The 23,615-nt window shown below is 55.4% G+C and carries 16 protein-coding genes and 1 other RNA gene; 1 reads left to right on the top strand and 16 read right to left on the bottom strand.

Annotated elements, in window-relative coordinates; genetic code table 11:
- Positions 1-94 precede the first annotated feature (94 nt).
- From hslU to HMPREF1147_RS06415, 16 genes are all read right to left on the bottom strand, one after another.
- Complete coding sequence (hslU, locus tag HMPREF1147_RS06485; RefSeq protein ID WP_009658130.1) at positions 95-1,489, bottom strand: ATP-dependent protease ATPase subunit HslU; 1,395 nt, start codon at positions 1,487-1,489, stop codon at positions 95-97.
- The gene (gene hslV, locus HMPREF1147_RS06480) at positions 1,486-2,025 is read right to left on the bottom strand and encodes an ATP-dependent protease subunit HslV (RefSeq protein ID WP_009438474.1); all 540 of its coding nucleotides are present in this window, start codon (positions 2,023-2,025) and stop codon (positions 1,486-1,488) included. The genes hslU and hslV overlap by 4 nt, the downstream gene beginning before the upstream one ends.
- Entirely contained in the window at positions 2,022-3,353 is a 1,332-nt protein-coding gene (gene trmFO / locus HMPREF1147_RS06475) for a methylenetetrahydrofolate--tRNA-(uracil(54)-C(5))-methyltransferase (FADH(2)-oxidizing) TrmFO (protein ID WP_009658162.1), read from the bottom strand. The genes hslV and trmFO overlap by 4 nt, the downstream gene beginning before the upstream one ends.
- A complete protein-coding gene (topA, locus tag HMPREF1147_RS06470; RefSeq protein ID WP_198002981.1) occupies positions 3,350-5,665 on the bottom strand; it encodes a type I DNA topoisomerase in 2,316 nt (771 codons plus the stop codon). The genes trmFO and topA overlap by 4 nt, the downstream gene beginning before the upstream one ends.
- A complete protein-coding gene (gene dprA, locus HMPREF1147_RS06465; protein WP_009348775.1) occupies positions 5,628-6,719 on the bottom strand; it encodes a DNA-processing protein DprA in 1,092 nt (363 codons plus the stop codon). The genes topA and dprA overlap by 38 nt, the downstream gene beginning before the upstream one ends.
- Before the next feature lie 210 nt (positions 6,720-6,929).
- Positions 6,930-7,592 carry a C40 family peptidase gene (locus tag HMPREF1147_RS06460; protein ID WP_009438357.1) on the bottom strand — a complete coding sequence of 221 codons (663 nt, stop codon included), beginning with the start codon at positions 7,590-7,592 and terminating at the stop codon, positions 6,930-6,932.
- 37 nt (positions 7,593-7,629) lie between these two features.
- An RNA gene (rnpB, locus tag HMPREF1147_RS11435) (RNase P RNA component class A) lies at positions 7,630-7,987 on the bottom strand.
- A gap of 167 nt (positions 7,988-8,154) precedes the next feature.
- On the bottom strand, positions 8,155-9,084 hold the full coding sequence (locus tag HMPREF1147_RS06455; protein ID WP_009438343.1) for a dihydroorotate dehydrogenase: 930 nt from the start codon (positions 9,082-9,084) through the stop codon (positions 8,155-8,157).
- Positions 9,071-9,859 carry a dihydroorotate dehydrogenase electron transfer subunit gene (locus HMPREF1147_RS06450; protein ID WP_037350210.1) on the bottom strand — a complete coding sequence of 263 codons (789 nt, stop codon included), beginning with the start codon at positions 9,857-9,859 and terminating at the stop codon, positions 9,071-9,073. The genes HMPREF1147_RS06455 and HMPREF1147_RS06450 overlap by 14 nt, the downstream gene beginning before the upstream one ends.
- Positions 9,831-13,058: a carbamoyl-phosphate synthase large subunit gene (gene carB / locus HMPREF1147_RS06445; protein ID WP_009658199.1), complete on the bottom strand. Its 3,228-nt coding sequence runs from the start codon at positions 13,056-13,058 to the stop codon at positions 9,831-9,833. Before carB ends, HMPREF1147_RS06450 begins: the two co-directional genes overlap by 29 nt.
- A gap of 3 nt (positions 13,059-13,061) precedes the next feature.
- Positions 13,062-14,135: a glutamine-hydrolyzing carbamoyl-phosphate synthase small subunit gene (gene carA, locus HMPREF1147_RS06440; protein WP_009658163.1), complete on the bottom strand. Its 1,074-nt coding sequence runs from the start codon at positions 14,133-14,135 to the stop codon at positions 13,062-13,064.
- Positions 14,132-15,424 (bottom strand): dihydroorotase, encoded by a 1,293-nt coding sequence (locus HMPREF1147_RS06435; protein WP_009658145.1) that lies wholly within the window; start codon positions 15,422-15,424, stop codon positions 14,132-14,134. Before HMPREF1147_RS06435 ends, carA begins: the two co-directional genes overlap by 4 nt.
- Positions 15,421-16,365: an aspartate carbamoyltransferase catalytic subunit gene (locus HMPREF1147_RS06430; protein WP_009658148.1), complete on the bottom strand. Its 945-nt coding sequence runs from the start codon at positions 16,363-16,365 to the stop codon at positions 15,421-15,423. Before HMPREF1147_RS06430 ends, HMPREF1147_RS06435 begins: the two co-directional genes overlap by 4 nt.
- A 201-nt stretch (positions 16,366-16,566) precedes the next feature.
- Complete coding sequence (locus HMPREF1147_RS06425) at positions 16,567-18,741, bottom strand: ATP-dependent RecD-like DNA helicase (RefSeq protein ID WP_009658164.1); 2,175 nt, start codon at positions 18,739-18,741, stop codon at positions 16,567-16,569.
- A gap of 1 nt (position 18,742) precedes the next feature.
- Entirely contained in the window at positions 18,743-20,659 is a 1,917-nt protein-coding gene (locus HMPREF1147_RS06420; protein WP_009658152.1) for an ABC-F family ATP-binding cassette domain-containing protein, read from the bottom strand.
- Position 20,660: 1 nt separating this feature from the next.
- Positions 20,661-22,136, bottom strand: coding sequence for an LCP family protein (locus HMPREF1147_RS06415; protein ID WP_009658128.1), 1,476 nt, complete (start codon positions 22,134-22,136; stop codon positions 20,661-20,663).
- 237 nt (positions 22,137-22,373) lie between these two features.
- On the opposite strand from HMPREF1147_RS06415, the gene HMPREF1147_RS06410 reads away from it, so the two are divergent.
- A complete protein-coding gene (locus HMPREF1147_RS06410) occupies positions 22,374-23,579 on the top strand; it encodes an HD-GYP domain-containing protein (protein WP_009658144.1) in 1,206 nt (401 codons plus the stop codon).
- The last annotated feature ends 36 nt before the right edge of the window (positions 23,580-23,615 follow it).

Genomic DNA, 23,615 nt, shown 5'->3' with positions numbered 1-23,615 from the left:
CTCATATTGAATTATCGCATAAAATTAAGTCTTAGGCAATAGAAAAAACGATTCGGAAAAAATTCTCCGAATCGTTTTTATCGTTTCGCAGGCGTTACAGAATAAACCGCGACATGTCGTGATCTCGCGCGATGTCGGCAAGGTAACGATCCACATACGCCGTATCGATGACGATGTCTTTTTCGGTCAGATCGGGTGCATCGAACGACAGATTCTCAAGGAGTTTTTCAAGGAGCGTATAGAGACGGCGTGCGCCAATATCCTCCGTCTGTTCGTTAACCGTCTCGGCAAGCTCTGCCAAACGCCCGATCGCATCGTCTCCAAAGGTCAGCGTAACGCCCTCTGCCCCGAGGAGCGCAGCATACTGCTTGATGAGCGCGTTCTTTGGCTCCGTGAGAATGCGCTCAAAATCCTCTTTGACAAGTGATTTCAGCTCGACACGGATCGGAAAGCGCCCCTGCAGCTCCGGAATAAGATCGGAAGGCTTTGCAATATGGAACGCTCCCGCGGCGATAAAGAGGATATGATCCGTCTTGACAGGACCGTACTTCGTAACAACGGTCGATCCCTCCACGATCGGCAGAATATCCCGCTGGACACCCTCGCGCGATACAGCCGCACCCGAACTGTGTCCGTTGCCGACGGCGATCTTATCGATCTCATCAAGAAACACGATACCGCTGTATTCCGCGGCATATACCGCCTCCTCTGCAACGACATCCATATCGACAAGTTTATCCGCCTCTTCGGCGGTAAATAATTTACGCGCCTGACGGACGGAAACCTTTCTCCTGCGGCGGCGCTTTGGAACAAGAGAACCGATCATCGACTGTAAATTATCGCCGACTCCCTCGAGCGATGATCCGGCGAACATTCCTGCCATGGGACGGGAGGATTCCTCCACATCGATCTCAATCATCTCGTCTTCGAGTTCTCCCGCGTGCAGACGCTTGCGCACCCAGTCGCGTCCGGCTTGATATTTCGGCGGTTTCTGCTTCTCTTCGGCGGGTTCTTCCTCTGCGCCAAAGAGTTTGCCGAGCGGGTTCACCGATTTCTTTGGCGCAGGAACAAAGACGTCGATCAGGCGTTCCTCTGCGTTTTCCGCCGCCTTTTCCTTGACCTCTTCCAGTTTCTCCCGGCGCACCATACGCACGGCTGTCTCTACGAGATCCCGCACGATGAATTCAACGTCGCGTCCGACATATCCGACCTCTGTGAACTTCGTCGCCTCGACCTTGAGAAAGGGCGCACGGACGAGACGGGCAAGGCGGCGGGCGATCTCCGTTTTGCCGACACCCGTAGAGCCGATCATGAGGATGTTCTTCGGAATGATGTCCTCGCGCATATCGGTATCGAGCTGCCGGCTGCGCCAGCGGTTGCGCAGGGCGATGGCGACGGCGCGCTTCGCTTCCTGCTGGCCGACAATATATTTATCCAGTTCTGTAACAATCTCGCGCGGTGTCTGTTCGTTCACGCCGATAGAACTCATGATTCCAGCACCTCCACCGTAATGTTATGATTCGTATAGACACATATGTCCGCCGCGATGGCGAGTGATTCCTTCGCGACGGCAGGAGCGTCCATGTCGCTGTGCAGTGTGAGGGCACGCGCTGCGGCAAGAGCGAAGAAGCCGCCCGATCCGATGGCAGTGCAGTCGCCGTCCGGCTCGATCACTTCGCCGTTGCCCGAGATCATGAGGATGCCGTCCTTGTCCGCGACGAGCAGGAGCGCCTCAAGTTTGCGCAGTACCTTGTCCGTACGCCAATCCTTTGCCAATTCTACAGCCGCCCGCTGGAGGTTTCCACTGTAGGATTCGAGCTTTGCCTCAAATTTTTCAAACAGGGTAAATGCGTCCGCCACCGATCCCGCGAATCCCGCAAGGATCTTTCCGTGATAGAGCCGACGTACTTTGCGTGCGGTCGCCTTCATAATGGCGCGCTCTCCAAAGGTCACCTGTCCGTCTCCGGCAATCGCGACCTTATTCCCCTTCTTTACGGCGACGATTGTGGTCGCATGAAATGTCATGGCGATTCCTTTCCGTTTTCTTGCAGGAAATCATCTAATGCGGCAAGTGCGCGGCGCGCGGTCAGCAGCTTTTTTTCCGGTTTCCGCGTACGGCGCGGCAGATCTTCGAGCGGCGGCAAGAGTCCGAAATTGATATTCATCGGTTGGAAATGTGCCGGGTCACAGGTCGTAATATAATGCGCGAGCGCGCCGTGACACGTTGTCTGCGGAAATACGACAGGTGTCCGATCTGCCGCGATGCGTGCGGCGTTGATCCCCGCCGTAAGGCCGGAAGCCGCCGACTCGACATACCCCTCGACGCCCGTCATCTGTCCGGCGAAGAATAGTGTATTCTCCGAGCGCAGCTGAAAAGTCGGGCGCAGATGCCGCGGTGCGTTGATAAAGGTGTTTCGATGCATTACGCCGTAACGCAGGAATTCCGCATGAGAGAGTCCCGGTATCATCCGGAATACGCGGCGCTGTTCCGCCCATTTAAGGCGCGTTTGGAATCCGACGATATTGTAAATCGTCCCCTCCGCATTGTCTTGTCGGAGCTGAACGACGGCATACGGACGCTCCCCCGTCTCCGGATGCTCCAGCCCCATCGGTTTGAGAGGTCCAAAGAGGAGCGTGTCTTTGCCGCGCGATGCCATAACCTCAACGGGCATACATCCCTCAAAGAAAATCTCTTTTTCAAAATCATGCACATCCGCTTTTTCAGCCGCTGTGAGCGCCTGCCAAAACGCTTCGTATTCCCTATCGTTCATGGGACAGTTCAGATAGGAGGGTTCGCCTTTCCCGTAGCGGGATGCTCGATATGCCTGTGTCATATCGATGCTCGCAGCATCCACAAGCGGCGCCGCCGCGTCGTAAAAGTACAGTGCGTCGTCGCCGAGCAAGGCATGAATTTCATCGGCAAGCGCACCGGACGTGAGCGGTCCCGAGGCGATAATAACAACGGCGTCTTCATCACGCGGAACGGTCTTGATCTCTTCTCGCCGGATGCTGATGTTGGGATGCGCGGTGATTTGCTCCGTAATATATCGGCTGAACCCCCTGCGGTCTACGGCAAGAGCGCCGCCGGCAGGAACTGCGGTTGCGTCCGCCGCTCGGATGATCAGTGAATCCATCCGGCGCATTTCTTCTTTCAGTACGCCGACGGCATTTTCAAGTCCCGCGCCGCGCAGAGAGTTGCTGCATACCAGTTCCGCAAAATCATCCGTCTTGTGTGCGGGAGAGGTACGTCCGGGGCGCATCTCGAAGAGCGTCACCTCTGCGCCCCGACGTGCTGCCTGCCACGCGGCTTCACTGCCTGCAAGCCCTGCGCCGACAACGATGACCTTCTTCATGTATTTGATCCTTTTTTACTGGAGGCGGTACGCTTTGCACGCGTCTTTGTATTCGTGTCCGCACTTACATCGGCATCTTTGCTTGTCTTGGCGTTGGCACGCTCTTTCTGGCGTGCGAGTTCTTTTTCAATCGGGCTGCCGATGCGGGATTCACATTGTTCGTTGCTGCAATAGAGAATGGTACGCCCCGTGCGGTAGCGATGCTTTTGCATGAACGAACCGCAGACCTTGCAGGTCTCCTGCTGCGGCTCGTCCCATGTCGTATAGTCGCAGTCAGGATAGCGGTCGCAGCCGTAGAATGCACGTCCGCGGCGACTCTTGCGTTCGACGATTTTACCGCCGCATTTGGGGCACTGTACGCCCGTATCGCGCAGCAGGGGCTTCGCATTGCGGCACTCGGGGAAGCCGGGGCATGCCAAAAATTTACCGAACCGTCCCTGTTTAACAACCATCATTCTCCCGCATTTATCGCAGGGAATGTCGGTGATTTCCTCGGGCAGATCGACGGTGCCGATGATCTCTTCCGCCTTTTTGAGAGTTTCGTCAAAGGGGGTATAAAATTTTTGCAGCAGTTCGTTCTTGTTGAGCGAACCGTCGGCAACCTCGTCCAGTTCGCCCTCGAGGTTCGCGGTGAACTTCGCATCGACAATATCCTTAAAATATTCGCCCAGCATATCCGTAACGATGAAGCCGAGCTCTGTCGGGCGAAACTGCTTTTCACGGCGTTCCACATATCCTCGTTTTTGTATTGTCTCGATGATGGGCGCATAGGTGCTCGGACGTCCGATCTCCATGTCCTCGAGCGCTTTTACCAAGGACGCGTCGTTATAGCGCGGCGGCGGTTCCGTAAAATGCTGCTCCGGGTCGAGCGCGGTGAGGGAGAGCATATCCCCTGCGGACAGCTCCGGAAGGATCGTATCCTTTTCCTTTTTAGAGCTCTCTGCACCCGCATAGACAACGGTATATCCTTTGAATTTAATCTTCGATCCATGTGCGCGCAGCTGGTAGTCGCCCGCCTCGATTTGAGCGGATACGGTATCGTAGACCGCCGCCGTCATTTGACATGCGGCAAAACGCTGCCAGATAAGCGTATAGAGCCGCTGCTGATCCCGGTTGAGATACGGCTCCACCTCGGACGGCAGGCGCAGGATGCTCGTCGGTCGGATCGCCTCATGGGCGTCCTGTGCTTTTTTCCCGCCGGCGTAGATGTTGGGCTTTGCCGGCACATAGTCCTGCCCGTACTCCTCGCCAATATAGCCGCGCGCCTCCTCGATCGCAAGATTTGAGAGACGCGTCGAATCGGTACGCATATAGGTGATGAGACCGGTCGCACCTTGACGTCCCAGCACAACGCCCTCATAGAGCTGTTGTGCAATCATCATTGTGCGCCCGGACGTAAAGCCGAGCTTTCGTGCGGCATCCTGTTGGAGGGAACTCGTCGTAAACGGCGCCGCCGGTTTCTTGCGGCGTTCGCTCTGCTTGACTTCCTTGATCTTAAATTCCTGCGCGGCGAGATCGTCCGTGACCTTTGTGGTCTCCTCTTCGCTGTGCAGAGACGCCTTTTCTCCACGGATGTGCGTTAGTTCGGCAATGAATGAGCTCTTATCTTTTTTGACCTTTGCCTTGACCGTCCAATATTCTTCGGAGTGAAAGGCTTCAATCTCTTTCTCTCGGTCGCATATGAGGCGTACCGTCACGGACTGCACGCGCCCTGCCGACAACCCCTTGCGGACTTTGCGCCAGAGCAGAGGAGAGAGTTTATATCCGACGATGCGGTCGAGCATACGGCGTGCCTGCTGTGCGTCCACCTGCTCCATGTTGATGGGGCGCGGATGATGGATCGCTTCGGCAATGGCGGGCTTTGTGATCTCATGGAAAACGATGCGGCAGTTCTCCTTTGGATCGACGCCTAGGATAAATGAAAGATGCCAAGCGATCGCTTCGCCTTCGCGGTCGGGATCGCTTGCCAGATAGATCTTATCCGCTTCTTTTGCCTCTTTTTTGAGCGCACGAATGAGATCTCCTTTTCCGCGCACATTGATGTACTTCGGCGTGAACGCATCCTCCACGTCGATGCCGAATTGACTCTTTGGGAGATCGCGCAAATGCCCCATCGAAGCCCTGACGATATAGTTCTTTCCTAAATATCGCTCAATGGTCTTTGCCTTCGCGGGCGACTCCACAATAACAAGCGTTTTTCCCGCCGACTTTTTTTTGTTCGTCTTTTCATTGACTGCTTTTGTCTTGCGTACAGATGATGTCGTAGCCAATCTGTCAGTTCCTTTCGAGGCGCCGATAGGCGTGCATTTCATTTTCTGTAATAATTCCCTTGAGCTGCATCTGAAGGAGGAGCAGCGGAATATTTGCCGTTACGGCATCGGGCAGGCTCTCCAGTATCTCATCCATTGTCAGCGGATGATCGCAGGAGAGCACCTTATAAATACGAGCTTCTTCCGGAGTCAGGCGGTCTTTCACAGGGCGTTTGGGCAAAGGGACGATATTCATATCTTCGAGGATCTCATGAGGAGATTCTACGAGACGCGCTCCGGCGCGGATGAGATTGTGACAGCCGCCGCTCTGCGGAGAGTATATGCTGCCGGGAATCGCATATACGTCGCGCCCTTCGCTGAGCGCCATTTCCGCCGTGATGAGGGAACCGCTGCGCCGCGCGGCTTCAACGACCAAAACGCCCTCAGAGAGTCCGCTGATAATGCGGTTTCGCGCGGGGAAAAATGCGGGGAGCGGCTGCGTTCCCGGTGCATACTCCGAAAGGACGGCGCCGCCTGCGTCGATGATTTGTGCAATCAACCGCCGATTTTCCGGCGGATATGCAATATCCACGCCGCAGCCGAGTACCGCCGCCGTCCTGCCCGCACGCAGCGCCCCGCGGTGCGCACAACTGTCGATCCCGCGCGCGGCGCCGCTGACTACCGTCACCCCCGCCGCGGCGAGCTTATCTCCAAACTCCATTGCGGCGGCTTCTCCATACGGCGTAAACTTCCGTGCGCCGACGATGCCGACGCGTCGCGCATCGGCAAGCAGCATACCGCGATAATACAGCACGATCGGCGGATCGAAGATTTCCTTGAGGATGATCGGATAAAGTTCCTCGTCTATCGTCACCAGCCGAATGCCGCGCTTTTCGCACTGCTCCTCGAGCTGCTGCGGAAGATCGGGGTGCTCGTGTGTGTGATGCGCAAGTTTTTCAGCTAATAGAGAGGAAAGTCCTCCGATGTTTTGCAGGGCCGCCGCATTCATCGACCAAATCTCCTCCGGTGAGGAGACTCTCGTACGCAGGCGGCACATGCGCACGCTCCCGATATTATGACACTGCATCAGCGCCGCTAGGTACCACCGTTCTTCCATGCGATTTACACGCTCCTCATCTTACCGAAAAACATACGGGAATGCAACCGAAAGCATTGATTTTATAGGAATAATATTTTATCGCGGGAACAGTTCGTCTCCAAAAACGTAATAGACCATTAGGAAAATCAGCAGGATGAGAAAGAGATCTGCCATCGTATTTCTCCTATGAAAAAAGAGGGGCTATGCCCCTCCCAAGATTTTGCATCATCACATAATGCGGCGTGCGCCGATATAACATGCGCCCCAGTAGCCGCCGCGCAGATTGTCAATCGCAACCCCGCGGCTCGACGAAGCGTTGATGAAGTTGCCGTCGCCGAGATAGATGCCCACATGTGAAGGTCCGTATTCATAAGTCGAGAAGAACACGAGATCACCGGGAACCATCTCCGCGGAGGAAACCGGATAGCCGACATCATACTGTGCATCCGCCGTACGCGGCAGGTAGATGCCCGCGTTTGCAAAGACGTAGCGGACAAAACCGGAGCAGTCAAATCCGGAGGGCGTTGTTCCACCGAAGGAATATGGAACGCCCAAATACTGCATCGAATCCGAAATTACGCGGCGAACGATATAGTTTGATCCGCGGCTGACCTGCGGCATCGTTTTTCCAAGAAGCGCCTCATAGGTCGAAGGACCGACCATGCCGTCTACGGCAAGACCGTGTGCTGCTTGGAACTCCTTGACCGCCTCTGCCGTCGCGGGGCCAAAATCACCGTCGGCGACAACATCATATCCTACGCTCGAAAGCTGCCCCTGAATCTCGGCAACGTCCGTTCCTTGATCTCCAATTTGGAATGACTCTGCACTCGCAATGGATGCGGAGCAGAGAAGCATTGCGGATAATGCAAGAATCTTAATTTTCTTTTGCAAGCAAACACTTCCTTCCACTAGATGCATTATGATATTGGCTACGAGAAACCAATAAGCCGAGTTCTGTTCCGCCTTGCGGCGGCGACAATCATTTATCTAGGCCGACGGTTGCCCGCAGGCTCAAGCGACTCTACCCGGAAGGTCGACGGGCCGCCTTTGTCCTTCCCTATTTGGTCTTGCTCCATGTGGGGTTTACCAAGGCCGACCGGTTACCCGATCGCCGGTGCGCTCTTACCGCACCTTTCCACCCTTACCGGCAAAGCCGGCGGTTTAAATTTCTATGGCACTGTCCCTAAGGTCACCCTCGCCGGACGTTATCCGGCACACTGCCCTGTGGAGCTCGGACTTTCCTCATGCATCGCAAAAACGATACAGGCGATTGTCTCGGTTTCTCATACCAACGCAGAGATTATACCACATATGGCTGTCAGGTGTCAAAAGTCCCCCTAGCCCTTGTATAATATAGAGAATTCAGAAATCACCGAACATGTTGTCCATATTTCTAAAAAATATTTTAGAAAATTATTTTTCCCATATGACATGAGACCTTCATCTGAGCAGCTTACTCCATATGTGCCGCGCCGACAATCTCGTTGATGTGAGAAATGTCATGTTCTTCCATATAATGGAGAAGTCCGTCGCAGATCTTCATCATGATTGCAGGATCGGTGAAATTCGCGGTTCCAACGGCAACGGCGGAAGCCCCCGCGAGGAAAAACTCTACGGCATCCTCCCATGAAGCGATGCCGCCCATTCCGATGATCGGCACGCGTACGGCACGTGCCACGTCATAGACCATCCGCACGGCAACAGGTTTCACGGCGGGACCCGAGAGCCCCCCTGTGCGGTTGCCGAGCACTGGCTTTCCTGTTTCTATGTCGATGCGCATACCGATGAGCGTATTGATGAGAGAGATCATATCGGCGCCCGCCGCCTCGACCGCGCGCGCCATCTCCGTAATGCTCGTGACATTCGGGGACAGTTTCGCAATGACGGGCTTTTGCACAGTGCGCCGCACTGCCCGGACGACAGAGGCCGCGGCATGGGGATCCGTGCCGAACACAATCCCCCCCTCCTTCACATTGGGACAGGAGATATTGATCTCGAGCGCGGCGACATCCGGCACATTCAGCCGTTCTGCAACCGCCGCATAATCCTCGACGGAACCGCCTGATATATTGACGATCACGTTCATGCCGTAGTGGCGAATGCGCGGCAGGATTTCCTGCAGGAACACATCGACGCCCGGATTTTCAAGACCGATGCAGTTCAGCATTCCCTGCGGCGTCTCCGCGATACGGACGCCGTCGTTCCCACGCCGCGGGTGCAGTGTCGTCCCCTTGACCATTACGCCGCCAAGACGCGAAAGGTCGACAAAATCCGCGAACTCCTCGCCGAACCCGAAGGTGCCGGATGCCGCGAGCACCGGTGTGCACATATCAATGCCCGCAAGCGTCGTATGCAGGCGTTTATCCCGTTCATGATGCGTCATAGTATACCTCGTCGGCGGAAAATACGGGGCCGTCCTTGCAGACCTTGCGTCGCCCGTATTTTGTATCAACGGCACAGGACAGGCATGCACCGAGTCCGCACGCCATATGCCGCTCCAGTGAGACCTCGCAGGGGACATCGTACGATGCCGCAAGTGCGGCGACGCGCTGCATCATGACGGGCGGCCCGCAGACGGCGATGCCGTCATAACTCTCCTTTGCGAGCAGCTCCGGCAGGAGTGTCGTCACGAAGCCTTTCGTGCCATAGGAGCCGTCATCCGTCGTTATAAACACCTCATGAACATAGGGGGCGTAAATATGCTCCCAAAAGAGTTCGTCTTTCGTACGCCCGCCCATCAGCACACTTGCCGTTCCCCGGCTCTCCGCTGCAAAAAAGAGGAGTGGTGACAATCCCATACCGCCGCCGACGAGCAGGGGGCGGCGCAGCTGCGTTCGAAACCCCTTCCCGAGAGGTCCCAGCACGGAGACCCGTGCGCCGGGACGCGCTGCGGCAAGCGCCTGGGTTCCCTGCCCCACTATGCGGTAAATGAGCCGAATCCATCCCTCCGTACGCGACACCTCGGCAATACCGAGCGGACGGCGCAGAATGCTCGTGCCAAGAGGAACGGAGACATCGACGAACTGCCCCGGAAGCGCCTCTGCCGCAATGGCAGGCGACATTAGCGTCATGATATATACCCCTGCACCGGGGCTCTCATGCGCCGCAATGCGGGCTTCCTCGACGAACTTAGGCAAGGTCATCCCCTCCGCCCACATAGTCTTGAAGCGCAAGCGCATAAACGAGACGCCGCTTGCGCATAAATTCCAGCACCCGCAGAACCTCCCACGCCGTATCGAGCGAAGTCAGACAGGCGATGCCGTGTTCGACCGTCGCACGGCGGATCTTAAATCCGTCGCGCGCAGAATGCTTGCCCTGCGTCAGCGTATTGATGACCATGTTGATCCGTCCGCTCTTGATCATCTCGATGATGTCCGAACTGCGCTCATGTACTTTGCCGACCACATCGACGTCGATGCCGAGCGCGGCGATCGCCTTTGCCGTCCCCTCGGTCGCAACGATTTCAAAATCAAATTCGGAGAACGCCTTAGCGAGCTGTTTCATCTCCTCCTTGTCCTTATCCGCGACGGTAAAGAGCAGTCGCCCCTTCGTCGGGATATTGAGTCCCGAGCCGACGATCGCCTTGTACAGCGCGCGGGCATAGTGATAATCGATGCCCATGACTTCGCCCGTGGACTTCATCTCGGGTCCGAGAGAAATATCGACGTCCGTCATCTTTGCAAACGAGAATACGGGAGCCTTTACCGCAACGTATGGACGCGGCGGAATCAGCCCGGAATGGAATCCCATTTCCTTGAGCGAAGCCCCCATCGCAACCTGCGTCGCCACACTGACCATATTGACGTTTGTAATTTTCGAAAGGAACGGCACGGTGCGGCTCGATCGCGGATTCACCTCGATGATGAACACCTCGTCGTGCGCGACGACGAATTGGATGTTCAGCAGCCCCTTGACGTGGAGCGCGACGGCAAGCCGCTTCGTATAGTCGATGATGGTATAGATGACACGGGCGGGAAGCGTCTGCGGCGGATAGACAGCGATGCTGTCGCCCGAGTGAACCCCCGCGCGCTCGATGTGTTCCATGATGCCGGGAATAACGACGTCGACGCCGTCGGAAATCGCATCGACTTCCACCTCCGTCCCCTGCATGTAGCGATCCACGAGGACGGGGTGATCCGGCGTGACCTTTACCGCGCGCTGCATGTAGTCGCGCAGCTCGTCCTCATTGTAGACAATCTCCATCGCGCGGCCGCCGAGCACATAGGAGGGGCGCACCATCACCGGATAGCCGATGCACTTTGCCCCTGCAACGGCATCCTCGAGGTTTGTGACGCTGATTCCCTCGGGGCGGGAAATCCCAGTCTGCGTCAGCACCTCGTCGAACCGCTCGCGATCCTCGGAGCGATCGATGTCGTCGACCGACGTTCCATAGACACGAAGCCCCGCGCGCTCCAAAGCGGCGGCGAGGTTGATCGCCGTCTGCCCGCCGAACTGTACGATAACGCCGTCCGGCTTTTCCTTATCGACGATATTCAAAACATCCTCGACCGTCAGCGGCTCAAAGTAGAGCCGGTCGGAGATGTCAAAGTCCGTACTGACTGTCTCCGGATTGTTGTTGATGATGATGGCTTCGATGCCCATACTGCGGAGCGCCCAAACGGAATGTACCGAGCAGTAATCGAACTCCACGCCCTGCCCGATGCGGATCGGCCCCGAGCCGAGCACAATGACCTTCTTTTGATGCGATACGGCGACCTCGTCCTCGGTACCGCGAAAGGTAGAATAGTAGTACGGGGTCGCGGCTTCAAACTCGGCGGCACATGTGTCGACCATTTTGTAGCACGGCACAATGTTGTTCGAACGGCGCATACTGCGAATCTCATCGATCGTCTTGTGCGTGAGTTCCGCAATCGAAACGTCGGCAAGTCCGGTCCATTTTGCCGCGGCAAGCAGCTTCGGCGTTAGCGGAGACGAGGCAAGCTCATTCTCCATATCGGCGATATGCTTCAGCTTATGGACGAACCATTGATCGATCTTCGTGATCGACGAAATGTCCTCAACCGATAATTTGCCGCGGCGCAGTGCTTCGGCAATGAGAAAAATCCGCTCGTCATTGACGAACGAGAGGTGTTTTTTTATGAGCTCGTCGTCCCATGCGTCAAACCGCTCCATGTGCAGCCGATGGACGCCGATCTCGAGCGATCGTACCGCCTTCAGGATTGCCCCCTCAAAGCTGCGGTCAATCGACATGACCTCGCCGGTCGCCTTCATCTGCGTCCCAAGCGTATGATCGGCGTAGATGAATTTATCGAACGGCCAGCGCGGGAACTTGACCACGCAATAGTCGATCGTCGGCTCAAAGCAAGCCTTTGTCTTTTGTGTGACGGAGTTCACGATCTCGTCGAGCGTATAGCCGATGGCAATCTTCGAGGATACTTTCGCGATGGGATATCCGGTCGCCTTCGAAGCGAGCGCGGACGATCTGCTGACGCGCGGATTGACCTCGATGACATAGTAGCGATCGCTCTGCGTATCGAGCGCATACTGTGCGTTGCAGCCTCCCTCGATGCCGAGCTCCCTGATGATGCGCAGACTGGAGCTCCGCAGCATCTGATACTCGTGATCCGTCAGCGTCTGTGCGGGAGCTACGACAATGCTGTCTCCTGTATGGACACCGACGGGATCAAAATTCTCCATACTGCATACGGTGATGCAGTTGTCACGCCCGTCGCGGATCACCTCGAACTCGATTTCCTTCCATCCCGCAACGCTGCGCTCGATGAGCACCTGCCCGATCATGGAGTAGTTAAGTCCCTTGATAACGATAGCAATGAGCTCTTCTTCGTTTTCCGCGATACCACCGCCGGTGCCGCCCATCGTGTAGGCGGGGCGGACGATAACGGGATAGCCGATCTTATTGGCAAACTCGACGGCGGAATGCACATCCTCCACGATGGTGCTTTCCGGGATCGGCTCACCGAGCTTTTCCATCGTCTCCTTGAACCGCTCCCGATCCTCCGCCTTTTCGATGGCGTCGAGCGAGGTGCCGAGGAGTTCCACACCGTGTTGCTCCAATATCCCCCTCTCGGCAAGCTGAACGGCGAGGTTCAGCCCCGCCTGCCCGCCGAGGGTCGCAAGGAGACCCTCGGGCTTTTCCTTTGCGATAATCTCCGCCAAAAAATCGACGGTGAGCGGTTCGATATAGACGCGATCCGCAATATTCGTATCCGTCATGATGGTCGCGGGATTGCTGTTGACGAGCACGACCTCAAGACCGTCCTCCTTGAGGGAACGGCAGGCTTGGGAGCCGGCGTAGTCGAACTCTGCCGCCTGTCCGATGATGATCGGCCCCGAGCCGATGACCATAACCTTCTTCAAATTTTCCTTGCGCGGCATCGTTTACACTCCCTTCATCAAATCCCAAAACGTATCAAAGAGGTACATATTGTCGTCGGGACCCGGCGCCGCCTCCGGATGGTACTGTACGGAAAATATCGGGAGCGACGTATGCCGCAGTCCCTCAATCGTCTCGTCGTTGACGTTGATATGGGTTACCTCGAGAGGCGTTCCGGCAAGAGAGGCGGGGTCGACCGCATAGCCGTGGTTCTGCGCGGAGATATGTACCTGTCCCGTTGTTAGCGTCTTTACGGGTTGATTGCCGCCGCGATGACCGAATTTCATCTTGTACGTCTTTGCACCGAACGTCAGCGCGAGCAGTTGATGCCCAAGGCAAATACCGAAGATGGGCTTCTTGCCGACAAGTTTTTGAATCTCCGCCACGATCTCCGGAACATCCTGCGGATCTCCCGGGCCGTTGGAGAGGAACACGCCGTCCGGATCTAGCGCGAGGACTTCCTCGGCAGTGGTATGAGCGGGAACGACAGTCACCTTTGCGCCGATACGATTGATATTTTGCAAAATACTGCGCTTAACGCCAAAATCCATAGCGACAATATGCGGAGCATTTGAAACGTCGGTCTCAAGCACATAGACTTCGCGCGTCGTTACCGTATCCACATGATCGTGCGGCAGCTCGATGGCTAGGAGCCGACGAACCTCTTCATCGGAAGCATCGGACGGAACAAGAACGCCCTTCATCGCGCCTGCAGAACGAATATGCCGTGCAACAGCTCTTGTATCTACATCATATAGACATGGAATGTGGTATTTGTGTAAAAAATCTACAAGTGTCCCCTCGGACTGCCAATTATTCGGAAGATCGCAGAGTTCGCCAATGACAAAACCGCGCACAAAGGGCTGCGGAGCCTGCATGAATTTCTCCGCGACACCGTAATTCCCGATGAGCGGATAGGTCATCGTCAGGATTTGCCCGCAAAAAGACGGGTCGGTAAGGCACTCCTGATAGCCCGTCATACAAGTGGTAAAGACGACTTCTCCCACCGATGCCGCACTGCCTTGGAGCAATGTCCCGGGAAAAATTGCGCCGTCTTCTAGGATCAGGTTTCCTTTCATTTAACGACCACACCGTCCTTCATAACGATCTCACCGCCGACAACAGTGAGCACAGCTTTCCCCTTGAGCTTCCTTCCGACAAAGGGGGAATGGCTTCCTCGCGTATAAAACTTTTCCGCCTCCACCGTCCAAAGGCGCTGCGGATCGATGACGACGACATCGGCGGGAGCGCCCTCGTTCAACGTGCCGGCATTCAGCCGGAAGACGCGTGCCGGTGCATAGCTCATGCGCTCGATCACTGTCTCCATATCCATTTTTCCCGTATGAACGAGATCGGTCAGGACGACGCCGAGTGCGGTCTCAAGCCCCGGAAAGCCGCTCGGCGCATAGACATACTCGCGATCCTTATCCTCGCGCTCGTGGGGCGAGTGATCCGTGACAATCATATCGATCGTTCCGTCCGCAAGCCCTGCCACCATCGCATCGACATCCTTCTGCGTACGCAGCGGCGGATTGACCTTCGTAGAGCTGTCGACGGGATTGACGCATTCGTCCGTCATGGTCAGATGATGCGGCGTGACCTCGGTCGTCACGCGCACACCGCGCGCCTTTGCCTCACGCACGATCTGAACGGCACGCGCGGAGCTGATATGCGCCACATGGACGTGCGCACCCGCGTACTCCGCAAGCATGACGTCGCGCGCGACGGCAATATCCTCGGCGACCGTCGGACGCCCGTTAATCCCGAGCATCGCGCTCCGATGTCCCTCATTCATCGCACCGTCCTCCACGAGGGAATTGTCCTCCTCATGGTTGATGATCGCCTTATCAAACGGGACGAGATAATCATAGGCGCTGAGGAGCACCTTTGCCGACGGGTCAAAATGTCCGTCGTCGGAGAACGCGACAGCGCCCGCTTCCACCATATCGCCCAGTTCCGCAAGCTCCCTGCCCTCTTGATTCTTCGTCACGGCGCCGATGATGCGGATATGGATCACCGACACATCCTCGGCGCGCTTTTGCAGACTTCGCACGAGCGCGGCAGTATCAACCACGGGACTCGTATTCGGCATCGTAGCAACCGTGGTATAGCCGCCCGCCGCGCCTGCGCGCGATCCGGAGGCAAAATCCTCCTTTGCCTCCTGTCCCGGCTCGCGGAAATGGACATGCATATCGATGAGCCCCGGGGCGACGATTTTCCCCGTGGCGTCGTAGACCTCGGCATCAGGAGATTTCAGGTTTTTACCGACTTTTTGAATGATGCCGTTTTCGATGAGAACATCGGATACTTCGTTTCGTTTTGAGCCGGGATCAATCACTGTTCCGCCTTTTAAGAGCAGCGTACTCATTCGTGTTTTCCTCCCATCAACGTCAGCGTAAAGAGCGCCATACGGACGGCGACTCCGTTCCTCACTTCTTCTTGAATCCGAGACTGGACATGATAGGCAACGGACTCCGAGATTTCCCAGCCCTTGTTCATCGGTCCCGGGTGGAGCACGATGGCGTCCTTGTTCGCAAGCCCCAGTCGAGCTTCATTCAGCCCGTAGATGCGCGCATATTCGCGTGTCGACGGGAAGAGTCCGCCCTTCATGCGCTCCAACTGGATGCGGAGCACCTCGACGACATCCGCACCTTCCAGTGCGTCCTCTACCCGGTCGTGCACGGTAATCCCCTCTTCTTCGTGCAGGAATCGCGGCAGGAGAGGCCTTGGTCCCGCGATGTGGACGTCCATCCCCATCTTGCGCATCCCCTGTATATCGGAACGCGCCACGCGGCTGTGCAGGACATCGCCAAGGATTGCGACCTTGAGCCCCGCGAGTTTTCCTGCATATTCTTCGATCGTATAGAGATTGAGGAGCCCTTGCGAAGGGTGTGCATGTGCTCCGTCTCCCGCATTGACGATAACCGGTGAAACAACGGATGCCGCATAGGCGGCGGCGCCTTCCGCCTTGTGCCGCATGACGATGGCATCCACGCCCATCGCCTCGATCGTATAGAGTGTGTCGCGCAGACTCTCTCCCTTGACGATGCTGGAGGTTCCCGACGTAATATTCACGACGTCGGCGCCGAGATATTTCCCCGCAAGCTCGAAGGACGTGCGCGTCCGTGTGCTCGGCTCGTAGAACAGCGTGACGATGGATTTCCCGCGCAGTGCGAGCACTTTTTTAATATCGCGCCCGACGATGTTCTTCATCTCCCGCGCCGTGCTTAGAATCAAACGGATCTCGTCTGCGGAAAAATCCTCCAGCGCAAGAATATCGCGCCCTTTCAGCGATAGCTCCCGACTCATATTCGCCCTCCTTCAGCAATAAAAAAGCTCTTCCACGCAAATGCATAGAAAAGCCTGTATTCTAAAAATGGATAAACGGATTGTGTCTTGCATGTCATTGAAAACTCCTTTAAGGCCTCACGGGACCTCTTAAAAGGTAATATCGTTCTTCATATTATACGTTTTTGCAGATGAAAAATCAACTCTATGCGCGATGTCAATTCAAATTTTTTCTGTAAGCCGTTCCGCCAGCAACGTATAGCGGCGCCGCGTCCGGTCGTTACTGACCGCGGTATAGAGTGCGGCACGGTCGCCGACGATGATCACTCTTTCCTTAGCACGGGTTACTGCGGTATAGAGCAGATTGCGCTGGAGCATCACATGATGGGCGCGCACGAGCGGCAGAATGACGACCGCGTACTCGCTCCCCTGACTCTTGTGAACGCTCATCGCGTAGGCGAGAGTGAGAGACGAAAGTTCGTCACGCGTATAGGAGACATCCATGTCCTCTGCGAACCGGACGACAACATGCTCACTGTCTATCCATGAGACCGTTCCAATGTCTCCGTTGAACACGCCTTTCGTATAGTCGTTGCGCGTCTGCATCACTTTATCGCCCATGCGCAGCCATCCGATTTCCGCCTTGTCCGGCGCGGGCGGATTCAGTGCGGCTTGGAGACGCCCGTTAAGCATATCCACGCCGCACGCCTCTCGGCGCATGGGGGAAAGAACTTGTATATCCATGATAGAGGAGCCGCCGCGCTTGCGCAGCAACTGTTCCGAAAGTCGAACGATTTGCGCCGCCGCATCTTCGCTTGAGACCGAGGGAAAAAAGGAGAAGTCCGCCGCGGAAAATGTAGGGATGCGCCCGGCGTTGATGGCATGTGCGTTGAGCACGATCGTTCCCGCACTGTTCTGCCGGAAAATTTCGGTTAGGCGTACGCTCGGAATGACACCCGCACGCAGAATATCCTTGAGAACGGATCCGGGGCCCACCGCCGGCAACTGATCCACATCGCCTACAAAGATGATATGTGTCCCGGGGAGAACGGCAGAGAGAAAATGGAACATCAGCACAATATCCATCATCGACACCTCGTCGATAATGATGACATCTGCCTCGAGCCGCGTCTCGGCATCACGCCCAAAGTGCGTAGCGCCCTCCTCGCCGCCCTGTGCCTCGAGCATTCTATGAATGGTCGCCGCTGGTTTTCCCGTCGCCTCCGAGAGCCGCTTTGCCGCGCGCCCGGTCGGCGCACCGAGCAGAATCTCCAGTCCCTGCTCTTCCAAAATATCTATGATGCTCCGGATGACCGTTGTCTTCCCCGTCCCGGGGCCTCCTGTCAGCACAAGGATTCCGTTCGAGAGGGAGGCGATCACTGCCTCTCTCTGCGCCGCGGCGAGATGTACCTCATGCACTTCTTCCCACGCAGCAACACGTGCCTTGGCGTCATCCATGTGGATATACTCCGCTTCCCGCTGAAGTGTCAGCAGCATCCGTGCGGTGCGTTCCTCGGCTTGGTAGAGGGGCGTCGGGTAAATTAGACGCTCGCCCATCTCATCCACCGCATGAAGACGTCCCGCCTTTACCTCGCACGCGAGGACATCCATCACTTCTGAGCGCGATACACCAAGACGCTGCGCGGCTTTATCGGTCAAAATACGCTCAGGAATACAACAGTGTCCGCCGGATGAAATCATGGACAGCTCATAGGTAATACCGGCAGCAATCCGCTCCGCCGCATTTTTTTCCCATCCGGCGGCGACGGCGATAGCGTCCGCCGTCATGAAGCCGATGCCGTCAATATCCTGCGCAAGCCGATAGGGAGATTTTTCCAGCACCTGCACGGCGAGAGAGCCGTACGCCTTGAAGATGCGCGCCGCATAGCCGCCCGTAATACCGTGATCCTCAAGCCACAGCATAATATCGCGCAGTTCAGATTGGCGCATATAGGACGACACGATTTTTTCCAGCGTCTTGGCGCCGATGCCGGGGACTTCCTTGAGCCGATGCGGCGCCGTCTCGATGATGGCAAAAGATTTCGCGCCAAATCTGTCCACGATGCGCCGTGCCATGGCGGGGCCCACGCCGTCGATGACGCCGGACGCCAAAAAACGCTCCATCCCCGCCGCATTGGTCGGCGCGGCGACGCGCATCCGCAGTGCCTGAAACTGGCGTCCAAAACGCGGATGCGTTACCCAAAATCCTATGAGCCGCACCTCCTGCCCAACCAGCGGCGCGGCGCCCTTGGTCGTGGCGGTGCATTTTCCCTTATTGTCCAAACGCAGACGAAACACAGAGAACGCGCCGTCATTCGATGAAAAAACAATATGGTCGACGGTTCCCGTCAGCTCGTCTTCTTCGGAACGAAATCCAAGGTTTTGCCCGGTGTCCATGTTATTCCTCCATCAATCGTTCCCATCGCGCATAACGCTCGGCAATCTCTCGTTCCTTCGCCGTATATTCCTCGGCAATCGCACCGCTCCGCACAGGATCTGCCTGCGTTTCAGGTCTATTCATCTCGTATTCCAGTCCTTTGAGCTCTGCCTCTGCCATGGCGATCTCCGCTTCCGCACGATCCGTTAGTTCCCTGCGTTTGGCGTCGCTCATACGCGTCGGATACGATGCGTTTGATTTCGTAGCGGTACTCGCTTTTTCGGATTTTGCAGCGGTCGGCGGCTGAACCGCCTTTTTTTCGTCCTTTTCCTCATCGGCGGATGCGGCTTCCGCCTCCGCTTCTTTCTTCATCAGATAGTAGCTATAGTTGCCTAGATACTCGGTAATTTTTCCGTTCGCGAGCTCTAGTGTACAGTTGGCGACCTTATCGAGGAAGTAGCGGTCGTGCGAAACGGCGATGAACGTCCCCGGAAACGCCATCAGCGCTTCTTCCACCGCCTCGCGCGCGGGGATGTCGAGATGGTTGGTCGGCTCGTCCAGCACGAGGAAATTTGCTCCCGTCAGCATGAGCTTCAAAAATGCCACACGCGCCTGTTCTCCGCCGGAAAGCGCGCCGACGAGCCGCAGTACATCGTCGCCGCGGAACAAAAACGCGCCGAGATACCCGCGTGCATGTTCCTCGTCGATACCGAACGTGTAGCAGATTTCGTCCAACACCGTTTTCGCTGGATCAAGCCCCTCGTGCTGCTGAGAGAAATATCCGATTTTAACGCGGCTGCCAATTTTGATTCTGCCGCTTGCTTCCAGCTCTCCAATGAGGATTTGCAGGAGCGTCGTCTTCCCCGCGCCGTTTTCGCCGATGAGCGCAACGCCGTCTCCTTTGCGGATGAGGAGGGAGATGCGGTTCAACACGGGATGATTTTGATAGGAGAACGAAATATCCTCCATCTCCGCCACACGCTGCGCACATTCCGGCGGCGGACTGAACGCGAAGTAGTTGAACGCCGCGGCTGCAGGCGGCAGGACGATGCGTTCCAGACGGTTTAGTTGGCTTTGCCGTCCGCGCGCCTGTTTCGCCTTGATTCCAGCCTTATAGCGTCTAATGTATTCCTCCGTTTTTTTGATATGTGCCTGCTGCTTTTCATAAGCGCTTTGCAGCGCCGCGCGCCGCTCCGTCTTGACGCGCATAAAATGCGTATAATTACCCGTATATGCGGTCACTTCCCTGTGATCAAGTTCGAGGATGCGCGTCGTCACGCGGTCGAGAAAATAACGATCATGCGATATGAGAAGCACGCCGCCGCGATAGTTCTGCAAAAACTTTTCCAGCCATTCGATCATGCCGATGTCGAGATGATTCGTCGGCTCGTCCAAAAACAGGAAATCCGGCTCCCGAAGGAGTGCCTTGGCAAGACAGATGCGCGTCGTCTGCCCGCCGGAAAAATAGCGGACGTTCTTTGTAAGATCCTCCTCGGAAAATCCCAGTCCAAACGCTACACGCCGGATGCGGCTCTCGAATTCATAACCGTCCAGCGCCTCAAACCGTGCGACGAGGTTTCCGTAGGCGCTCAGCTCTTCTTCCGTCGCTCCCGCTGCGATGTGCCGTTCCATCTCCTCTTTTTGTGCGCCGAGCGCGATAATGTCCGAAAACGCGCGCCGAAATTCCTCATACAGCGTGCCGTCCGCGAACTCTGCCTGCTGCTCCACATAGCCGACCGTATCCGCACGGTCGATGAGCACCTGCCCCGCATCGGACTCTTCACGCCCGAGCAGGATGCGCATCAGCGTTGTTTTTCCTGATCCGTTCGCGCCGACCAGACCGACCTTGTCGCCGGGCATCACTTCGAAATTCACCTGTGAGAACAGCGTACGGATGCCGTATGATTTTTCAAGACCGATAACCTTTAGCCGTCCCATATTATTCTTCGATACGCCCCTTTTTCTTGGATGGATCTCCGCCGTAATCTTTCCCTATGATGACAATCGCCTGCCGGTCACCCGCGCCGTCCACCGGCATAATAACGCACGGAAACGGCATGCCGTAAAACAGATCAACATGCGCCTGCGCCGTCATAATCGCAGTCTTTGGACGATCCGAGGATCGTCCCGTCTCTACGCTTGAAATCTGAAATCCTTTCGCGCGCAGTACATCGGCAACCGCCGCCCCCGCACCGTCGATACCGCTAGAATTGATGACCATAACGGAAATATCGTTCTGCTTATCTTCCGTAGCAGATACTTTCGTTTCCTGCGTCTCTTTTGCCTCATTCTTCTGTGCTGATTTTTCCCGGTTTGATTTCTGCTCTGCCGCGCGGCGCGCTTCGATTTCACGATCACCTTCGGCAAGGAGTTCGTCGGAGGACGGAAGTACGTCCTTGCCCGATGGTTCCGTCATTATGCGTAAACGCTCCGGCATATCCGAACGGTACGCCGCAGCGTCAAGCGCTGCCTGCGCCCTCATATCCTCCGGAAAATCGAGTCCATTTTCTTCAAACAACGTTTTGCGCGTTTCCTCAATATCCGGAATCCAGTAGCTGACATCTCCTAGGTAAGCGGGCGTCCCCTCCACCGTCTGCATCTTCAGCCCTTCCGTGCCAACGTCTTGAAACCGCCTGACAGCCGTTATGAGCTGACGCGGCGACAAATCCGTCTCGACCGCATGTGTCAGCTCGTCCATCAGCGCGGCGAGCCGCGGGAACACCTGCGGCGAGATGAGCTGCGCGAAAAACGCACGCATAAATGCCTGCTGACGCGCGATGCGCCCAATGTCCCCCGTACCGTCCCGATAACGCACATATTGAATCGCATGAGCACCGTCCATATGCTGTAGTCCCGGATAGAGATCAATGACGAGCCCTCCGTTATCATCCCACGGATCTTCATAATGCATCCGCTTTTCAACGTCGATATCGACGCCGCCAACGGCATCTACAATACGTTCAAACGCAGAAGTATCCACGAGAATATAATGTGTCACAGGTACGCCGAGCAGTGCACTGACCGACGAGAGTGTCAGCTCATGCCCACCATATGCGTAGGCATGATTGATCTTATCGTAACCGTAATTCCCCACCTTTATGCGTGTATCGCGCGGGATCGAGAGCAGAGACGCGTGTCCATGCGCTTCATCGATGGCAGCGAGCATCAGCGTATCACTGCGCCCTGCATCACCCTCCCTGCGGTCGACGCCCATCAATAAGACATATGACAATTGATCTTTTTCACCATATCGGGATACCGTCGTATCGCCCAGCGACTCCGAAAGATAATCCCCCCCCATATAATAAAGTGCACATACAACAACAAAGGAAAATGCGAATACAACACCCGCATATTTTATAAAAAGTATATGGTTTCCTTTTTCTTCTTGGTCGGTTGTATCAGATTTTTTCATAACGGCGTACGGCGTCCCTTCATCGTAAAGAAATTATGCTTCAGTATAGCAAAAACGGGCGTTCTATGCAAATTGTCCTCTTACATGAAAGGCACTTTACAAATGAGAGCAATTCATGTAAACTTATTATAAATATTAGTTTGATATACTTATTAAGTTATATGTGCGAATATAGATGCTCTAGGGAATGTCCGGTAAGAGCATTGTATCGATGGCACAAGGGTGAGGGAGAGGACTATGCTGCGACTTCCCATATCGAAACTTGAGGACGGCATGATTCTTGGGCAAAGTCTCTTTAATACTGCCGGCGGAAGCTATCTTGTCAAGGGACGACCCGTGACTATTGAATATATTCGTAAACTTCGACAGCTTGGTATACAGACCGTGACTGTCACGTCGATGGATCCGCGCCACCGTGTCGCACCGCCGCCGGACGTCATTGAGGAAAAGACACGTGTCAAGGCGATCAGTGCCGTTTATGATACCTTTCAATCGGTCACAGAAAACGGGACACTCGATGCCGCACCACTCGAAAAAGTTGCTGATGCCATTGTCTTTGATCTTTTCAATAATCGTGAAAACCTCGTGCAGTTGACTGATATTCGTATGCACGATGCATATACGTTTGCGCACAGCGTCAATGTCGCTGTTCTCTCGGCAATGATGGGAATGCTCTGTCATCTGCCGAAAGAGGAGCTTTCTCTTATTACATTGGGGGGGCTGCTGCATGATCTTGGGAAAATCGATGTGGAGTACGAAATACTCAATAAGGATCGTAGTCTTACACAGACAGAATTCGAGATGATTCGGCAGCATCCAAGTGCAGGTGCACGCCGCATCGTTAAGATGCATAATCTTCCAAAGACGAGTATTTTAGCGGCAATCGCAGGACAGCATCACGAGCATATCGACGGGACGGGTTATCCGCGCGGTATCAAGGGGGATGAGATTCACCGCTTTGCAAAGATAACGGCAATCGCTGATGTCTATGACGCATTAACAAGTGAACGCCCTTACAAAAAAGCATATATGCCAAATATCGCCTATAACATTATGCATAACATCAATAAAGGACAGTTTGACCAGAAACTGATTGATAAGTTCTTTAACAATGTAGCTCTCTATCCGGAAGGGGTCGTTCTAAAAACGACTTTTGGATTTGCCGTCGTGAAGGAGAGTCGGTTTGGACGAACCAAGACGCCGATCATCATCCGATTCGCCGATACGAATGGAAAATTATTGAATGAACGCACGGAAATCGATCTTTCAGAAGTAGATCATGGAGCAGAATCCATTCAAGTCGTTCCAACGGGCAACGAACTCTATCATTTCATCCATGAGCTCGGCGTCGATCCCTCCTATTATTTGGAAGAGGCGCGTGCAAAGGATAAAGAGGCAGGAATCGTCTCCTCGGGCATAAAGGCTCCACCGCGCATCAATTAATCAACTGCATAAAAATAAAATGTGCATACAAAAAGC

The organism is Selenomonas sp. FOBRC9, assembly GCF_000287655.1.
In the GTDB taxonomy this organism is placed as follows: domain Bacteria; phylum Bacillota; class Negativicutes; order Selenomonadales; family Selenomonadaceae; genus Centipeda; species Centipeda artemidis.
This window is presented reverse-complemented; position numbering and strand designations above follow the sequence as displayed.

Coding starts and splice junctions, on each gene's coding strand:
- hslU (WP_009658130.1), bottom strand. CDS start 1,489: ATGAGTTCTATCGGCGTGAACGAACAGACACCGCGCGAGATTGTTACA.
- hslV (WP_009438474.1), bottom strand. CDS start 2,025: ATGACATTTCATGCGACCACAATCGTCGCCGTAAAGAAGGGGAATAAG.
- trmFO (WP_009658162.1), bottom strand. CDS start 3,353: ATGAAGAAGGTCATCGTTGTCGGCGCAGGGCTTGCAGGCAGTGAAGCC.
- topA (WP_198002981.1), bottom strand. CDS start 5,665: ATGAAATGCACGCCTATCGGCGCCTCGAAAGGAACTGACAGATTGGCT.
- dprA (WP_009348775.1), bottom strand. CDS start 6,719: ATGGAAGAACGGTGGTACCTAGCGGCGCTGATGCAGTGTCATAATATC.
- HMPREF1147_RS06455 (WP_009438343.1), bottom strand. CDS start 9,084: ATGACGCATCATGAACGGGATAAACGCCTGCATACGACGCTTGCGGGC.
- HMPREF1147_RS06450 (WP_037350210.1), bottom strand. CDS start 9,859: ATGTGGGCGGAGGGGATGACCTTGCCTAAGTTCGTCGAGGAAGCCCGC.
- carB (WP_009658199.1), bottom strand. CDS start 13,058: ATGCCGCGCAAGGAAAATTTGAAGAAGGTTATGGTCATCGGCTCGGGG.
- carA (WP_009658163.1), bottom strand. CDS start 14,135: ATGAAAGGAAACCTGATCCTAGAAGACGGCGCAATTTTTCCCGGGACA.
- HMPREF1147_RS06435 (WP_009658145.1), bottom strand. CDS start 15,424: ATGAGTACGCTGCTCTTAAAAGGCGGAACAGTGATTGATCCCGGCTCA.
- HMPREF1147_RS06430 (WP_009658148.1), bottom strand. CDS start 16,365: ATGAGTCGGGAGCTATCGCTGAAAGGGCGCGATATTCTTGCGCTGGAG.
- HMPREF1147_RS06425 (WP_009658164.1), bottom strand. CDS start 18,741: ATGGACACCGGGCAAAACCTTGGATTTCGTTCCGAAGAAGACGAGCTG.
- HMPREF1147_RS06420 (WP_009658152.1), bottom strand. CDS start 20,659: ATGGGACGGCTAAAGGTTATCGGTCTTGAAAAATCATACGGCATCCGT.
- HMPREF1147_RS06415 (WP_009658128.1), bottom strand. CDS start 22,136: ATGAAAAAATCTGATACAACCGACCAAGAAGAAAAAGGAAACCATATA.
- HMPREF1147_RS06410 (WP_009658144.1), top strand. CDS start 22,374: ATGCTGCGACTTCCCATATCGAAACTTGAGGACGGCATGATTCTTGGG.